Annotated in this window: 14 protein-coding genes; 11 read left to right on the top strand and 3 right to left on the bottom strand. The window is 44.9% G+C overall.

The window, feature by feature from the left end; all coding sequences use genetic code 11:
- Positions 1-114 precede the first annotated feature (114 nt).
- Entirely contained in the window at positions 115-606 is a 492-nt protein-coding gene (locus ACLVWP_RS07845) for a hypothetical protein (RefSeq protein ID WP_413561141.1), read from the top strand.
- Positions 607-681: 75 nt separating this feature from the next.
- Here ACLVWP_RS07845 and ACLVWP_RS07850 read toward each other — a convergent pair whose 3' ends face one another.
- From ACLVWP_RS07850 to ACLVWP_RS07860, 3 genes are read right to left on the bottom strand one after another with little or no spacing between them, the layout of a single operon-like run.
- Positions 682-1,062: an AgmX/PglI C-terminal domain-containing protein gene (locus tag ACLVWP_RS07850; RefSeq protein WP_413561143.1), complete on the bottom strand. Its 381-nt coding sequence runs from the start codon at positions 1,060-1,062 to the stop codon at positions 682-684.
- A gap of 42 nt (positions 1,063-1,104) precedes the next feature.
- Positions 1,105-2,232 carry a hypothetical protein gene (locus ACLVWP_RS07855; protein WP_413561145.1) on the bottom strand — a complete coding sequence of 376 codons (1,128 nt, stop codon included), beginning with the start codon at positions 2,230-2,232 and terminating at the stop codon, positions 1,105-1,107.
- Positions 2,233-2,808 carry a cob(I)yrinic acid a,c-diamide adenosyltransferase gene (locus ACLVWP_RS07860; RefSeq protein ID WP_413561147.1) on the bottom strand — a complete coding sequence of 192 codons (576 nt, stop codon included), beginning with the start codon at positions 2,806-2,808 and terminating at the stop codon, positions 2,233-2,235.
- A 62-nt stretch (positions 2,809-2,870) separates the two neighbouring features.
- Between ACLVWP_RS07860 and ACLVWP_RS07865 the strand changes: the two genes are divergently transcribed.
- The 10 genes from ACLVWP_RS07865 to ACLVWP_RS07910 all read left to right on the top strand — a co-directional run bounded on the left by ACLVWP_RS07865 (position 2,871) and on the right by ACLVWP_RS07910 (position 15,038).
- Complete coding sequence (locus ACLVWP_RS07865; protein WP_413561148.1) at positions 2,871-3,680, top strand: N-formylglutamate amidohydrolase; 810 nt, start codon at positions 2,871-2,873, stop codon at positions 3,678-3,680.
- Between the two features lie 60 nt (positions 3,681-3,740).
- On the top strand, positions 3,741-5,144 hold the full coding sequence (locus ACLVWP_RS07870) for a cytochrome c biogenesis protein ResB (RefSeq protein ID WP_413561149.1): 1,404 nt from the start codon (positions 3,741-3,743) through the stop codon (positions 5,142-5,144).
- A 1-nt stretch (position 5,145) separates the two neighbouring features.
- A complete protein-coding gene (locus ACLVWP_RS07875; protein WP_413561150.1) occupies positions 5,146-6,804 on the top strand; it encodes a cytochrome c biogenesis protein in 1,659 nt (552 codons plus the stop codon).
- Positions 6,805-7,067: 263 nt separating this feature from the next.
- Entirely contained in the window at positions 7,068-7,553 is a 486-nt protein-coding gene (locus tag ACLVWP_RS07880) for a cytochrome c3 family protein (RefSeq protein WP_413561151.1), read from the top strand.
- Between the two features lie 16 nt (positions 7,554-7,569).
- Positions 7,570-10,719: a TAT-variant-translocated molybdopterin oxidoreductase gene (locus ACLVWP_RS07885; protein ID WP_413561152.1), complete on the top strand. Its 3,150-nt coding sequence runs from the start codon at positions 7,570-7,572 to the stop codon at positions 10,717-10,719.
- Positions 10,716-12,077, top strand: coding sequence for an NrfD/PsrC family molybdoenzyme membrane anchor subunit (nrfD, locus tag ACLVWP_RS07890; RefSeq protein WP_413561153.1), 1,362 nt, complete (start codon positions 10,716-10,718; stop codon positions 12,075-12,077). The genes ACLVWP_RS07885 and nrfD overlap by 4 nt, the downstream gene beginning before the upstream one ends.
- Positions 12,077-12,601 carry a DUF3341 domain-containing protein gene (locus ACLVWP_RS07895; protein ID WP_413561155.1) on the top strand — a complete coding sequence of 175 codons (525 nt, stop codon included), beginning with the start codon at positions 12,077-12,079 and terminating at the stop codon, positions 12,599-12,601. The genes nrfD and ACLVWP_RS07895 overlap by 1 nt, the downstream gene beginning before the upstream one ends.
- Positions 12,602-12,603: 2 nt before the next feature.
- Positions 12,604-13,185 carry a c-type cytochrome gene (locus ACLVWP_RS07900; RefSeq protein WP_413561156.1) on the top strand — a complete coding sequence of 194 codons (582 nt, stop codon included), beginning with the start codon at positions 12,604-12,606 and terminating at the stop codon, positions 13,183-13,185.
- Positions 13,186-13,193: 8 nt separating this feature from the next.
- Positions 13,194-14,393 (top strand): molybdopterin oxidoreductase, encoded by a 1,200-nt coding sequence (locus ACLVWP_RS07905; RefSeq protein WP_413561158.1) that lies wholly within the window; start codon positions 13,194-13,196, stop codon positions 14,391-14,393.
- A gap of 96 nt (positions 14,394-14,489) precedes the next feature.
- Complete coding sequence (locus tag ACLVWP_RS07910; protein WP_413561159.1) at positions 14,490-15,038, top strand: hypothetical protein; 549 nt, start codon at positions 14,490-14,492, stop codon at positions 15,036-15,038.
- Positions 15,039-15,106 lie beyond the last annotated feature (68 nt).

Raw genomic sequence — 15,106 nt, forward strand, 5'->3', positions numbered from 1 at the left:
ACCGTCGTAAACTGAGATGAAAAGTCGCCCCAAAATAATTCATATCTCTGTAAACTTTATTTGATTTGAATCGTGTAAGGTTCATTCCGATAAGTACAGGCAGCGGAGGATTTTGTGGTGAAGTCCATTGGAAAGTATCTGCTCGGGTTCGTTCTAGGTTTTGCGGTGCTTATTGCAGGGCTTGTCGTATTCGTGGTTTGGCCCATGAATAAGAGGTTGGAGGCTGCGAAGCCAAAGCTCCAATCTGTGGCTCAGGCGTTCGCTCAGTGTCGGGAATCGAAGGATACGAATTCCGACTGCCTGAAGCTCACAACCGAAAGCTTTCAAAAAACAACATCCGCAGAAAATTGGGAAGCCTTCACCGGCAAGATGCAAACCGCTTTGGGCAAGAGGATGTCCGCGGAAATCGTTCCGGAGAGCTTAAACATAACAACATTCCAAAGTTTCACTGGGCGAGGAACCAAAGACCGCATCGTGGTTCATTTTAAATCCATCTATGAAAAGGATCCCTTCGTCACAGAAAAGTTCGTGATGATTCACGATCCCGAAACCGACATATTCTTAGTCGAAGGCTACAATATCGGTTCCACTCTGATGATCCGATGAGTGAAGAGTGACTCAGTGTAGCCATCATTTCGATGGCTACATCGCGCAACGGTCGAGGGGCGAGAACTTTAGTGGTTAGTTCTTTTTCTCATCCAGTTTCATAAGGAATGGATAGCCATGAATCGTTGTGGCTTTTCCCTCTGCATTTGCGGGGAATTTCCAGTTTTTGATGGCAGCGGTCACGCAGGTTTTGACCTCTTCGTTCTTCATCGTCGTTTTTTCATCGACGATCCAAGATTTAGTCACGGTTCCGTCCTTATCGAAATCCCAACCAGCGACAATCTTGCCTTCGAATTTTTCTTCGTTAGATACTTTCTCAAGAGAGGATTTATAGCAGTTTTTTATGTCGCGCAGATTTTTGCGAATAACACGTCGAATGTCGCTCTTTGTGTTCGTATCTTCAGCAAGTGCAATACTCGGAATAGCAATCAAAAGAGCCAAAATAATTTTAAGCATAGCTAATACCTCAAAGGTAAAGTCACTGGTTTGTGTGAGTTCTTAAAAAGTAAAAAACGGTTCCATCTCAATCGGACGCTCATTCGAAGGATGTAAGAACGCAGGTGGTTCTGCATCCGGTGGCAACATCAAATAAACACCGAATGGCAGTTTCGCGGACACCCAATCCATCGGACGGCGATAGATGTACTCAGAGCGCATTTGGTTGTAAACCAAGAACTCATTCTCGCGAGCATCATCAAAGGCTTTCCAAAGCAGCGTTTCAAAAATGTCACCGTTATCTGCGTGCAGGAAGTTTAAATACTTAAAATTCAAACTCGCTTCGATTTTCAGACGAGAGAAGGGCTTCGTCATCGTTCGCGTCCAACCCAGCATTTTTCCGAACTTCAAGAACTGACGGAAATTATGGGCCTTCAGATTGTAAGTCATCGGGATAAAATCTTGCATACCCTCAGCGGACCAAGGAGCACAGCAACCGACGATGTTGTCGTTTTTATCGATGGCGATAATGAAATCTTCAAGTTTCAACCCCTTCCAGCGTTCAAGCTTATCGTGGAAGCTGTAAGAGTCCCAAACCGTCGCCAAATCCTTAGAGCGAGATTTCTGTGAAATATAATAAATCAAAGCATCCACGTTCTGTTGATTTCCGTGGCGCATGCGCAGGTGTGGCAATGGATTTTTCGCCCAAGGGAAGCGTCCATGCAAAGACACCATATTTAAACGTCTAAATAAGTAATAACGAGGCAGGGGACGTTTCAAAGATCTTTGACGAACAAAAGCGTTAAGGGCTTTTGCTTCCGTCAAACTCATCGTCGTAAAGAAGTATTTCGCATCCAGCACAGAGGAGACTTCATTCATCACCGGCAAAAAGTGCTGGCCCCATTCCAAGATCGCTTTACGATTCGGAGAAATACGCAAGTCACGACCAAAAGCCACTGTGCGCACTTTATTATCTAGCAAAACATCACGAACGACGAAGCTTGCCATGCCCTCAAGTTTGTCTTCATCCTTTAACATGTAAGTTAAAGCTTTTTCCCCATGAACTTCATAGGGCGCAAAGAAATCATCATCACGATCAATTTTGATCTGCAATGGACCATCAACGGGGAAGCTTTTGTAAAATTCAACTAATGCGGCTGAATCGGCAGGATTTGCAATCTCAAGTTTCATTTAAGTCTTTTTCCAAAGGACTTCGGGTTGTCCCATTTTAAGGTTCGCCCAACGAGCCGCCACGAACAAGAAATCACTCAGGCGATTGAGGTATTGCAAACACATTGAATAACGTTCGTCTTTAACTGCGATTTCTGCCGAGCGACGTTCGCTGCGACGGCAGCAAGTGCGTGCCACATGAAGATGTGAAGCCACAATATGGCCAGCAGGCAAAATGAAATTACGAAGTTCAGGAAGCTCCGCCGTTAATTCATCGATTTTCACTTCAAGAATACGAATTTGCTCTGAAGTGATTGGTGGCAGCATTTGAAAGACTTCATCTTTCTCAGTTGCGAGCAGGCTTCCGATATTGAAAAGTTCGTTTTGTATTTTCTCAAGGATGTCGTCCAGGGAAAGTAAAGTTGGGTACGCATACAAAGAAGATCTACAGACTCCAAGGTAAGAGTTCAATTCATCCACAGTCCCATAAGCTTCCACTCGAGGATTGAACTTTTCGACGCAAGAACCATCTACCAAACGGGTAGTCCCTTTGTCGCCAGTGCGGGTGTAGATCTTTGCTTTGGGAGGTGTTGTCATAACTTTTGCCCTTTTCAATATAAGTGTCGCGTTTTACTATAAAGGGGTCAAGAGAGGTTCCCATGGAAATCACAGCTCCTTTAATGGTTACAATTCCCCATTCCGGCGAAAAAATTCCGCCGCAAACGCCATGGCTGAACACATTGCCTGAAGAAATCGTCATGTGTGACGTCGATCGCTATGTGGATTTCTTGTATGAACCGACTTTGCATAAGCTCCAAATTCCCTATGTAAAAACAGAGTGGCATCGCTACGCTGCGGACATGAATCGTGTTCCCGAAGATGTGGATTGCACATCTGTGATTGGCAATGCAAATCCCGCGGGCATGCACAACCGAGGCTTCCACTGGGTGATCACAACTTACAAACATCAGTTGATGAAAGAGCCGATGCCGCAACAAGCTCACGATGAACTTGTGAAACTGATTTATGAGCCTTTCCATAATGATATCCGTAACCTTTACGGAAAACTTCACGGATCAGGTTACAAGAAAACCTTCCACATCGATGCGCACAGCATGCCATCAGTTGGAACAAGCGAGCATCGCGATCCAGGTGAGCGCCGTGCTGATATCGTGGTGAGTGACAGCAAAGGTAAGAGTTGTGATCCAAGATTTAAAGACTTGGTGATCGCAGCCTATGTGACCGCAGGATTCAAGGTTGGATACAATTGGCCGTATTTTGGCGGTCGCGTCACAGAACAGTACGGAGATCCATCTCGCGAAATGCACACACTGCAGGTGGAGATGAATCGTGAACTTTACATGGATGAGAAGACCAAGAAGCTGAAGCCAGAAGAGGCCAAGAAGGTGCAGGACAAAATTGCCATCGCACTTTCCTATATCCGCAACAATTTGCAGCACCTAATGTAGGGCGTCGAAGTCTTAAAAGCATAGTCACGGGGCAGGTATTCATTTAATGATATCCGCTCTATGTCAGAGTCAAAATTTTCGAAACTCAAGAGTCTTAATAAGCCACTCGCAAGTTTAAAACTTGCGGTTTTCATTATCATCTCACTTGCAGTTATCACAGCTGTCGGAACTATCATTGAAGCTAAGTACGATGCGTACGCGGCCAAGAAACTGGTTTACGATACGTGGTGGATGTATTCGGTCATGGGCCTTTTGGTGATCAACTTGATCGCCGTGATGGTCGATCGCATGCCGTGGAAAAAACGTCACGTGGCTTTCGTGCTGGCGCACATCGGGATCATCATTTTGTTGTTCGGTAGTGTGCTGACAGCGAAGTACGGGCTCGATGGATCTATGCGTGTGGAGATCGGGCAAAAAAATAATCTGGTGCAAACATCTGAAACAGATGTGGTGATCTACAGCTCTTTTGATGGCGATCGTTATTCTAAGACATATGAGCAAGAAGTTGATTTCTTTGTAAAGCCACCGACAGAGGCAAATCCGAAAGTCATCCCAGTTTATGTGGGCGACATCAAAATCGTCGATTACAAAAAGTATGCTATTCCTTCACGTAAAGTGATTGAAGATGTGAATGGCAAAGCCGGTGCGGGCTTGCGCTTTCAAGTGCAAAATCCCAACGTGAATGTGATCGAGTGGTTGGTTCAGAAAAAAGCGGGCAATTTGCAAACGCATGATTTCGGTCCGGCACAAGTTCACTTGGGTCCGATTCCAGCAAAAGGCCAAGGTCGTAACGAAATTTACCTGCAACCAGATGCTAAAAAGGGCGGACTTGAATACGCCGTTTTCTATAAGGACTCCGAAAAAGTTGGCAAAAAAGGTTTCGTAAAAGAAGGCGAAGTTTTCGATCCGGGTTTCAAAATGGCTTTGGATTTCCGTGTGCTTCGTTATCTGCCGTCAGCAATCGAAGACTGGGATTTGCAAGAGTTTGAATATCCAACTCCGCTGACAACTTCTGCTGTGAAAATCATTTTTCAAGGCAAACCTCACTGGGTTCTTTTGAACGATATGGTGAAGCTTTTCACTGACAATGCAGTTTACTTGATGACTTATGGAAATCGCAGGATCGATATCGGCTTTCCGGTGGAATTAAATAAATTCACCATGGATCGTTATCAAGGTACGATGAGAGCGGCTGCTTATAAAAGCTTGGTGACAGTTCCTGATTTGGGTCAGCAAGAGATCTCGATGAATGAGCCGTTAAAATACAGGGGTCTGACGGTTTATCAGGCGAGCTTCCAAGAGGAGAATGGACATCCAGTGGCGTCGATCTTCTCGGTGAATGCGGATCCGGGGCGCTCTTGGAAATACTTGGGCTCCTTGATTTTGAGCGTGGGTATCGTTTTGTTGATGTGGTTTAAACATTTGGATTTCAAATTAGCTAAAAAGAAAGAAAACGGGAAATAACATGAAAAAGCTTTTGCTAGTTTTGACAACAGTTTTGCTTTCCTTCTCGGGTTTAACGACATTTGCTAAACCGGGTGATCAATTAAAATACCTTCCGGTTCAAGATGGCGGTCGTATTAAACCATACGATAGCTTCTCTAGAGAGATGCTTGAAATCGTTTACGGAAAAGGTACGTACGAGGGTCGAAAGGCGACAGAGATCATTCTAACTTGGATGCTTTCGCCGCAAGCGTGGGCTGATAAAAAGATCTTTGAAGTGCGCAATCACCAAGTACTTGAGGCGATGAAACTTCCTAAGGATCAGCGCTATTTCAACGGTCAGGAACTATTTGGCAGCGATCGTTTTGGTTTGCTTCGTCAAGAGCTTCAAGCAAAGCGTGAAACTAAAGAAAAACTAAATCCTTACTTCCAAGCATTGCAACGTCTTGAGAATCAATATTTCGTATTCCAAGAAGTCGCAGCAGGACGCATGTTAAAAGTTCTTCCTCCGAAAGAAGGGGATAGTTGGGTTGCTGTGGCTGATTTGCCAGAGGCTTTCCAACAAAAATTCGTAGGCATCACAACAGCGTTTGTGGGTTACATCGGTCAAGTGGCGCAAAATTCCTCTGCCGCAGAAGTAAATGCAGCAGCGACAAAGTTGGATGAAGCGATTCTTGATTTCGAAGCTGCGGCTCGCACAGAAAATCCTGCGATCTACGATCATGCACAAAAGGTAAAAGCGGAAGTTCACTACAATGATTTCCATCCGTTCCGTTGGGCTTATGTTCTCTATATATTAGCAGCGATCGTATTGTTGTTGGTGTGGGCTCTTTCTAAAGAGTCATTAGTAAAAACCGCATGGGTGTTCATTGCCTTAGGTTTTATTTTGCACACGTATGGCTTCGGTCTTCGTATGTATATTATGGAGAGAGCGCCGGTTTCAAACATGTATGAGACGGTGATTTGGGTTTCGTGGGGAACAATTTTGTTCGCAGGAATCTTGGAGCTTATCTATAAATTCCGTTCAATCTTGTTTGCGGGAACACTTGTTGCGGCATTCAGTTTAGTGATCGCAGACTTCGCACCTGCGGTTCTTGATCCTACTTTGCAGCCTCTTGAACCAGTGCTTCGCAGCAATTATTGGCTGACGATACACGTGATGACAATCACTATCAGTTACGCTGCATTTTTCTTGGCATTCGGATTGGGTGACTTAGGTCTATTTTATTATCTTCGCGGCGAAGAAAAACATCATGAAAAAATCCGCGCGATCGTGACAGCAATTTACAGATCCATGCAAATCGGCGTCGCCTTTTTGGCGCCAGGAATTATCTTGGGTGGTATCTGGGCCGATTATTCTTGGGGCCGTTTCTGGGGATGGGATCCAAAAGAAACTTGGGCGTTGATTGCGCTTCTTGGTTATTTGGCAGTCCTACATGCAAGATACGCGGGGATGATCAAGAATTTCGGCATGGTAGTGACAGCGATTATCACTTTCTCTTTAGTTATCATGGCTTGGTATGGTGTTAACTTCGTACTTGGTGCGGGGCTTCATTCTTACGGCTTCGGTGCTGGAGGTGTTGAATACGTGTCTGCTTTTGTGGCTGCACATATGTTATTTGCACTGTACGTCGGAGTGGTTCGTTCAGGCCGCAACAAAAAGTCGGCAAAATCTTCCTAAAAATTTTCGTTCAACACGAAAAGGGTTTTGCACAAAAACTAAGCGAGAGGTTTGCCCACCCCTCGCTTTTTCAATAGGTTTGCAAAAAGAATATGGACAACTGGACTTTTAAGTCTTTAAATAAGGGCAAAATAAATATAGGACAGCATTGTTGGCCTCAATCCTCAATTACAACAAGAGGATAGGAGTTTGGCAAAAGGATGATTATGCATCGGGTATTTAGAAGTACGGCGGCGGGCGTGTTAGCTTGTTTGAGCGCGCTCATGATTTTTTCAACACTTCTCACGGGTTGTAAATTCCAACCAGGTTGGGGTTACAATAAAGGTTTTGCTCCTGAGCAACCGATTGCGTTTGACCACCAATTGCATGCGGGAACAAATAAGATTCAGTGTCAGTACTGCCACAACCAAGTGGAAAGAACTAAACACTCGAATATTCCGGCGCTATCAACTTGCATGAACTGCCACTTGCAAGTAGCGACAGATAAACCAGAAATTCAAAAGTTGCGTGATGCATACGACAGCGGTGGTTCCGTTGAATGGGTACGCGTTCACATGCTTCCTGACTTCGTTCATTTCAATCACAACGCACACATCGCTAAAGGCGTGAACTGTCAAACATGTCACGGTCCTATCGAAACGATGAAACGTGTGGAGCAATTCTCTGACCTTTCCATGGGCTGGTGTGTGAACTGTCACCGTCAACCAGAGAACAAAGCTCCAATTAACTGCTCAACTTGTCACTACTAAGGTTTCGGAAGGTATTATGTCTGAAATGCATCATGACCATGATTTAGAAGCAAAAAAAGCGTTGCGCCCGAAGATCGTGCGCGACACGAAATTCTGGGAGACCATCGAAGAAAAGATGGGCGACGCAGATTTTCAAAAACTAGCAGAGACAGAGTTTAAATCTTCTCCACTTCGCGAAAGCGATAGCGAAGACGGTTGGGCACGTCGTGAGTTCTTGAAACTTATGGGCGCATCTTTGGCAATGGCGACAGCTTCTTGCGTACGTCGTCCTATCCAAAAGATCGTTCCGTACAACAAACAACCTGAAGAAGTAACTCTTGGTCAGGCGAACTATTATTCTTCTGCATATTTCGACGGTAACGATGCGATGGGTATGCTCATCAAAACTCGTGAAGGTCGTCCTATCCATATCGAAGCAAATCCTTCTCATCCATTCGGTCAATGCGGTTTGAGCGCTCGTTCTCAAGCGACATTGATGTCTTTGTATGATCCTGAAAGATTGCAAGGTCCTAAGCGCAACTTGTTCAATGAGAAAAAATCAAACTCTCAAATCATCGATGTGAAATGGGAAGAGCTTGATAAAAAAGTATCTGAGCAATTGGTTAAAGGTGGCGTAGTTGTTCTTTCAGCTCCAAACGCTTCTCCTTCAACTCGCGCAGTAGTTTCTGATTTCGCTCAAGGCTTTAAAGCCAAAGTAGTAACTTGGGATGCTTTCGCTCACGAAGAAGTTCGTGACGGTCAAAAAGCTTCTTACGGTGAAGAAGTAGTTCCTCAGTACTGGTTCGACAAAGCGAAAATGATCGTTTCTGTTGATGCAGACTTCTTGGGTACTTGGATCAATCCAACAACGTTCACTCATCATTTCACTGAAGGTCGTAAAGACATCAAAAATATGAGCCGTTTTGTTTCTTTCGATTCAAACTACTCAATCACTGGTGCGAACGCGGATATCCGTTTCAAAATCAAACCTTCGCAACAACTTGATGTTGTGATGGGTCTTCTTCACGAAATCATCGTGAAAAAAGGTCTTTCTTCATACGCTGGTAACGGCGCTGTGAAATCAGCTCTTGAGCCATTCGCAGACTCTGCGAAAAAATTGGGCTTCGACGCTGAAATGTTCGCGAAAGTGGCGACGGATCTTTGGGCAAACCGTGGTCAATCACTAGTAGTTGCTGGTGGTATCACGACTTTGACTGCGAAATCATCTGAGCTACAAATCGCTGTGAACATGTTGAACTCTGTTTTGGATAACGACGGTAAAACTGTCGATGCTAAATCAGGTAACGTTGCATTGACTGCATCTTACGCTGATATGGCGCAATTGATCCAAGATATGAAAGACGGCAAAGTTCAAACTCTTATCATGCACAAAGTGAACCCTGGTTACTCTTTGCCTGCAGCGATGGGTTTTGCTGAAGCAGTTAAAAAAGTTAAAATGGTTATCTACACTGGCGACCGCGTTGATGAAACGGGTGTGTTCGCTGACTACATCACTCCAGACAACCACGCGTTGGAGTCTTGGAATGATCTAGAAGTAGCTAAAGGCGTTGTTTCTATCTGCCAACCAGCGATTCGTCCAATGTACGACACGCGTTCGTTCCAGTTGTCTTTGATGACTTGGGCGTTCATGGCGAAACAAGGTCCTTCACGTCTTCGTGACTACGAAACGTTCTATGACTACTTGAGAGTATACTGGAAATCAGACATCCACCCTAAATTCGGTAAAGGCGCAGGCTTTGAAGATTTCTGGTTGGAAGGTTTGCAAAAAGGTTACGTGGGTGAATTGAATCGCGGTTCTGGCGCTCGTTCATTCAAAGTAGACGCTTTCACTTCTATCAAACCAGCTAAAGCTTCTGAAGGTTTTGAACTAGTTCTTTACCCTAAAGTAGCTATTATGGATGGTTCTTTGGCTAACGTAGGTTGGTTGCAAGAGCTTCCAGATCCAGTGACGAAATTGACGTGGGATAACTACGCAATGATCTCTATTGGTACAGCTGAAAAGCACAAATTGAAAACAGGTTCTGTGATCAACGTTACTGTTGGTGATAAGTCTGTTGAGCTTCCTGTTTACATCCAACCAGGTCTTCATGACGAAGTTCTTGCTGTGGCTGTAGGTTACGGCCGTACTCGCGCTGGTAAAGTTGCGAACGGTGTCGGTAAAAACATGAATGAGTTCGTATCTGTTGATAAAGCTGGTAAAGCAGTATTCTCAGGTCAAGTAGCTACATTCACGAAGCTTGCTGGTAAACACTACGATCTAGCTGGTACGTCTGGTAACTTCTCTATGGAAGGCCGTCAAATCGCTGCTGAAGCGTCTTTGAAAGACTACAATAAAAATAAATCTGCAGGTATCCACAGACATGAAACTTGGAATATCTGGTCAGGTCACGAATACTCTGGTCACAAATGGGGTATGGCTGTTGATCTTCACACTTGCACAGGCTGTTCAGCTTGCGTAATTGCGTGCCAATCTGAAAACAATATTTCTGTTGTTGGTAAGAAGTACGTTCTTGAAGGTCGTATCATGCACTGGTTGCGTATCGATCGTTACTACCAAGGCGATATCGCAAATGCAGAAGCTATCTTCCAACCAGTAATGTGCCAACACTGTGACAACGCTCCTTGTGAGACAGTATGTCCGGTAATTGCAACTGCTCACTCAGATGAAGGTCTGAATGACATGGTTTACAACCGTTGCGTTGGTACTCGTTATTGCGCGAATAACTGTCCGTACAAAGTACGTCGTTTCAACTGGTTCAACTATGCTAAGTTGATCGAAAAACCAATGCACATGGCTTTGAATCCATCGGTGGGCGTTCGCGTTCGCGGTGTGATGGAGAAGTGTTCATTCTGCGTACAAAGAATCCAAGATGCTAAAACTGTGGCTCGTAACGAAAAACGTCAGTTGAAAGACGGCGACGTTAAAGTGGCTTGCCAAACATCATGCCCAGCCGGTGGTATCGTGTTCGGTGACTTGAACGATCCAAACAGCCAAGTAGCTAAGATCTGGAAAGCGGAAGAGAAAGAGCGCGGTTATGCATTGCTAGAAGAATGGCATGCTAAACCATCTGTTCGCTACATGTCTAAAATCCGTAACAATGATAAAGAATCAACTGGTGGCCATGATCACGGTCACGGTACTGCAAAACAAGGTGAGCACTCATGATTAAGCGTAACCCATTAGTCCTTGGCAATAAGACTTTGAAAGATGTCACTGACGACATCTGTGCTCCAGTAGAAAGATTCCCATCCAAAGGTTGGGTGGGGATGTTCTTGGGCGCAAAAACATTGCTTCTATTTTACATCGGTATCCTTGCAGCAGTAGTGGGTATCGGTATCGGTTTGCTGGGTGTTACGCATCCGGTTTTCTGGGGTACGATGATCGTTACTTTCGTATTCTGGATCGGTATCGGACATGCTGGTACATTGATCTCTGCGGTTCTTTTCTTGTTCCGCCAAAAATGGAGAACATCAGTTGCTCGTACAGCTGAGGCGATGACGGTTTTCGCCGTTATGACTGCGGGTCTTTTCCCGTTGCTACATACAGGTCGTCCTTGGTTGGATTACTGGTTGTTCCCGTATCCGAATCAGCGTGGTCCATTGTGGGTGAATTTCCGTTCGCCACTTCTTTGGGACGTTTTCGCCGTATCTACATACGCGACTGTTTCCATGGTGTTCTGGTACATCGGTTTGGTTCCTGACTTTGCAACTATCAAAGACCGTGCGAAGAACAAACTTCGTCGCGCAGTTTACGGTGCGTTGTCTCTAGGTTGGAGAGGTACTGCGAAAAACTGGTCACACTACGAAATGTTGTACTTGTTGCTAGCGGGTCTTTCGACTCCACTAGTTCTTTCCGTACATACGATCGTATCGTTCGACTTCGCGGTTTCTAACTTGCCAGGTTGGCATACAACGATCTTCCCTCCATACTTCGTTGCCGGTGCGATCTTCTCCGGTTTCGCGATGGTTGTGACGTTGATGACTTTGGTTCGTATCGGTTTCCCTGAGTTCAAAAACTACGTAACTCTAGATCATATGGAAGTGATGAATAAAATCATCATGACAACTGGTATGCTAGTTGGTTACGCGTACGCGTCTGAGTTCTTCATCGCTTGGTACTCTGGTAACCCGTATGAGCGTTTTGCCTTCGTAAACCGTGCCTTCGGTCCTTACGCTTGGTCATACTGGATCATGGTTTCTTGTAACGTATTGTCTCCGCAAGTTTTCTGGTTCAAAAAATTGCGCCGTTCAATCCCGGTGATGTTCGTAGTTTCTATCTTCGTAAACATCGGTATGTGGTTCGAGCGTTTCGTTATCACGGTAACTTCTTTGCACCGCGATTTCTTGCCAGCCAACTGGGGTATGTACCAATGGTCATGGTTCGATACGGGCGTTTTGGTAGGCTCGTTCGGTATGTTCCTGACATTGTTCTTGTTGTACTTGCGCCTATTCCCTGCGGTTTCTATCGCAGAGGTTAAGCCTGTTCTACACGTTGGTTATGACACTGAAGGAGGGCACCACTAATGGCTGCTCAATACACTAAAGGTATCGCTGGTATCTGGCTTGAAGAATCTAAGATTCTAAAAGCCGCTACAAAAATGCGTGAATCTGGTTCTGATAAATTTGAAGCAATCTCTGCATACCCAATTCACGGTATGGAAGAAGCTTGCGGTATCAAACGCTCTTGGATTCCTTACGTAACTTTCATCGCAGGTTGCGTGGGTCTATCAGCAGGTTTGGCTTTGACTTGGTGGACTTCAGCAGTGAACTGGGCTGTGAATATCGGTGGTAAACCGTTCTTCTCTCTTCCTGCTTTCGTACCTATCATGTTCGAATTGACAGTATTGTTTGCGGCACTTTCTTCTGTAGGCGCTTTGTTCTACGCATGTAAAATGCCACGTCTTGATCCTCCGATCATTGATCCAGACTTGAGCTGCCATAAATTCGCTATTTTCGTACCTCACAATGATTCTATCTATGACGAAGCAAAGCTTACGAACTTGTTCAAAGAGCTTGGCGCAGTTGAAGTGAAAAAGACGGAGTACTAGAAATGAACAGTCTTGTTAAAATTACTCTTGGTGTAGCAGCAGCAGGTTTGTCGGCGATGGCGCTGACAAGCTGTGGTCCTCGCGGCAACAAACCAAACGTCGAAATCATTCAAGATATGATGGTGACTCCGGCAGTTAAAGCGCAATCCTATGATGAGGGAGCTCCTCACCACAGTGGTATGCGTGTTCCTCCAGAGCACACAGTTCCACAAGGTTTCGAACCATACCGTTATGCAACTGATCTTGAGGGCGCTTCTAAGAACCTTAAGAATCCACTTGCTGGCAAAATGGACGAAGAGACTTTGCTAGTTGGTCAAAAATTCTATGAAACAAACTGCGCAGTTTGCCACGGCTATAAAGGCGAAGGCGGCGAGGCTGCTAAGTCTGTTGTTTCATCGAAAATGGCTTTGAAACCACCTCCAATGTTGAGCGATAAGGTCAAAGGTTGGACAGATGGTCACTTGTACCACGTGATCACGATGGGACAAGGTGTGATGGGTCCTTACGCATCTCACATTCCGCAAAAGTATCGTTGGCAGGTTGTTAACTACATTCGCTTCCTTGAGAAGCGTGATGGAAAATAGGATTACGTATGGGTGAACATAAACACGTAGATCTACATATTGGTAAGTTCGAAGCTCCTCAGTGGATGAAAACATTGAGCTTCGTTTTGATGGCGATCGGTTTGATCACATTCGCAGTGGGCTTGATTAAAAATCAAGACCGCTTGTGGACTTCTTACCTGGTTTCTTTCTTCTTCTTCTCTTGCATGGGCTTGAGCGGTCTTTTCTGGGTTGCGATCAACAACACTGCGAAAGCAGGTTGGTCTGTATCTATCCGCCGTTTTGCTGAAGCAACGACATCATTCATCCCATTCATCTTGGTGTTTGGTTTAATCTTGTTGTTCGGTTTCAAAAAGCTTTTCATCTGGGCTGATCCAAAGATCCTAGCTGAGAGCCCTGTGATCGCGGCAAAAACTGCTTACTTGAATCCAACTTTCTTTGTGATTCGTTTGTTGGTTTTCGTTGTGGGTTGCATGATCTTCAAATGGGTTATGGTTGGTAACTCTTTGAAACAAGATAAAACAGGTGACGACAACTTGACTCACAAAAACGTGGGTCCGGCAGTAGGCTTCATCGCTTTCTTCGCGTTGGCGTTCTCTTTCTTCTCTGTAGACTTGATCATGTCTTTGCTTCCAACTTGGTACTCTACAATCTTCGGGATCTATTGCTTCTCTGGATTGTTCCAAGCGGGTCTTGCATTCTTGGCTATCACAATCGTGTTCATGAGACGCTCTGGTCTTGTGAAAGGTTACGTGACTGTTGAGCACCAACATGACGTAGTAAAATACCTTAAAGGTTTCTCTATCTTCTGGGCTTACATCGCTTTCTCTCAATTCATGTTGATGTGGTACGCGAATATTCCAGAGGAAACTGAATACTACATCATGAGATCAATGGGTGGATGGATGTCTATCTCTGTAGGTCTTTTGATCTTCCGTTTCGTAGTTCCATTCTTGGCTTTGCTTCCTCGCGCAGCAAAAAGAAGCGACACGAACGTATTGTTGATCTCTACTCTTGTACTAGTTATGCAATACGTAGATATCTACTGGATGGTGTATCCAAACTTCAACGATGGTCACGTTGTATTCGGTTTCTGGGAAATCGGTATCTTCGCGGGCTTCGCTGGTTTGTTCCTTCTTTGCATCATGAACTTCTGGACTAAGAACAGCTTGGTTCCATTGAAGGACCCACGTATGCACGAGGCTCTAAATCACCACGTTGCTTACTAGAGAGTCGCCGAGCGTTAATTGCGCTAGACTCTTAACAAAAGCCACCCCAAGGGTGGCTTTTGTCGTTTAGAATATGTTTAAAGGAAGAGGAGTCTTATGAGATTTCTATTTGGAACGTTAATCGCATCTATCGCTTTGGTGGGTTGTGATTTTAAATTCGATTCTTTAGAGGCTACAAAAGAAGTGAAGGCGGCAAAGGCAGAGATGGCCTTTCTGAACAACTTGCAAGAGCCACAAACGGCGACTGTGTACTCTTTGGAGCCATCGCAAAAAGGCGAGGGCGCTACTGACTTCCACGGTTTTAAAATCTTGGGCGAGATCAAACTTCAACCCGAAGATGTGACTGAAGCCGCATTGGAATTCAAAGATGCCGCTGAGTCTTACAAAGATGGCTTGGCTTTGCCTGGTTGTTTTAATCCTCGTTATGGCATCCGTGTTACTAAGGGCGGAAAAACTTATGACTATGCTTTAAGTTATGAGTGCAACCACTTGCGCGGCTACGATGGTAATAAAACCTATGACTTCGATGCTGCGGGAAACCCGAAAGTGTTGAAGGATCTGTTCACAGCTTCGAATATTCCTCAAAGTACAGCCGCTGAAGCAACAGCTGCAACACCAACGTCTGGTGCGACTGATTCAAAGTAAGACGCTGAGGTCAGTTCCCCAGCGTTTTTCCCTTCATAGAGAACTCATTATTTCCGATGAGTTCCTCT

The sequence above is a fragment of the Bdellovibrio sp. HCB209 genome, assembly GCF_047306065.1.
Taxonomy (GTDB): domain Bacteria; phylum Bdellovibrionota; class Bdellovibrionia; order Bdellovibrionales; family Bdellovibrionaceae; genus Bdellovibrio.

Excerpts from the sequence above, each read along its gene's own strand:
- ACLVWP_RS07875 (WP_413561150.1), top strand. The coding sequence starts at position 5,146 with ATGAAAAAGCTTTTGCTAGTTTTGACAACAGTTTTGCTTTCCTTCTCG.
- ACLVWP_RS07860 (WP_413561147.1), bottom strand. The coding sequence starts at position 2,808 with ATGACAACACCTCCCAAAGCAAAGATCTACACCCGCACTGGCGACAAA.
- ACLVWP_RS07905 (WP_413561158.1), top strand. The coding sequence starts at position 13,194 with ATGGGTGAACATAAACACGTAGATCTACATATTGGTAAGTTCGAAGCT.
- ACLVWP_RS07910 (WP_413561159.1), top strand. The coding sequence starts at position 14,490 with ATGAGATTTCTATTTGGAACGTTAATCGCATCTATCGCTTTGGTGGGT.
- ACLVWP_RS07895 (WP_413561155.1), top strand. The coding sequence starts at position 12,077 with ATGGCTGCTCAATACACTAAAGGTATCGCTGGTATCTGGCTTGAAGAA.
- ACLVWP_RS07870 (WP_413561149.1), top strand. The coding sequence starts at position 3,741 with ATGTCAGAGTCAAAATTTTCGAAACTCAAGAGTCTTAATAAGCCACTC.
- nrfD (WP_413561153.1), top strand. The coding sequence starts at position 10,716 with ATGATTAAGCGTAACCCATTAGTCCTTGGCAATAAGACTTTGAAAGAT.
- ACLVWP_RS07880 (WP_413561151.1), top strand. The coding sequence starts at position 7,068 with ATGATTTTTTCAACACTTCTCACGGGTTGTAAATTCCAACCAGGTTGG.
- ACLVWP_RS07855 (WP_413561145.1), bottom strand. The coding sequence starts at position 2,232 with ATGAAACTTGAGATTGCAAATCCTGCCGATTCAGCCGCATTAGTTGAA.
- ACLVWP_RS07850 (WP_413561143.1), bottom strand. The coding sequence starts at position 1,062 with ATGCTTAAAATTATTTTGGCTCTTTTGATTGCTATTCCGAGTATTGCA.
- ACLVWP_RS07900 (WP_413561156.1), top strand. The coding sequence starts at position 12,604 with ATGAACAGTCTTGTTAAAATTACTCTTGGTGTAGCAGCAGCAGGTTTG.
- ACLVWP_RS07885 (WP_413561152.1), top strand. The coding sequence starts at position 7,570 with ATGTCTGAAATGCATCATGACCATGATTTAGAAGCAAAAAAAGCGTTG.
- ACLVWP_RS07865 (WP_413561148.1), top strand. The coding sequence starts at position 2,871 with ATGGAAATCACAGCTCCTTTAATGGTTACAATTCCCCATTCCGGCGAA.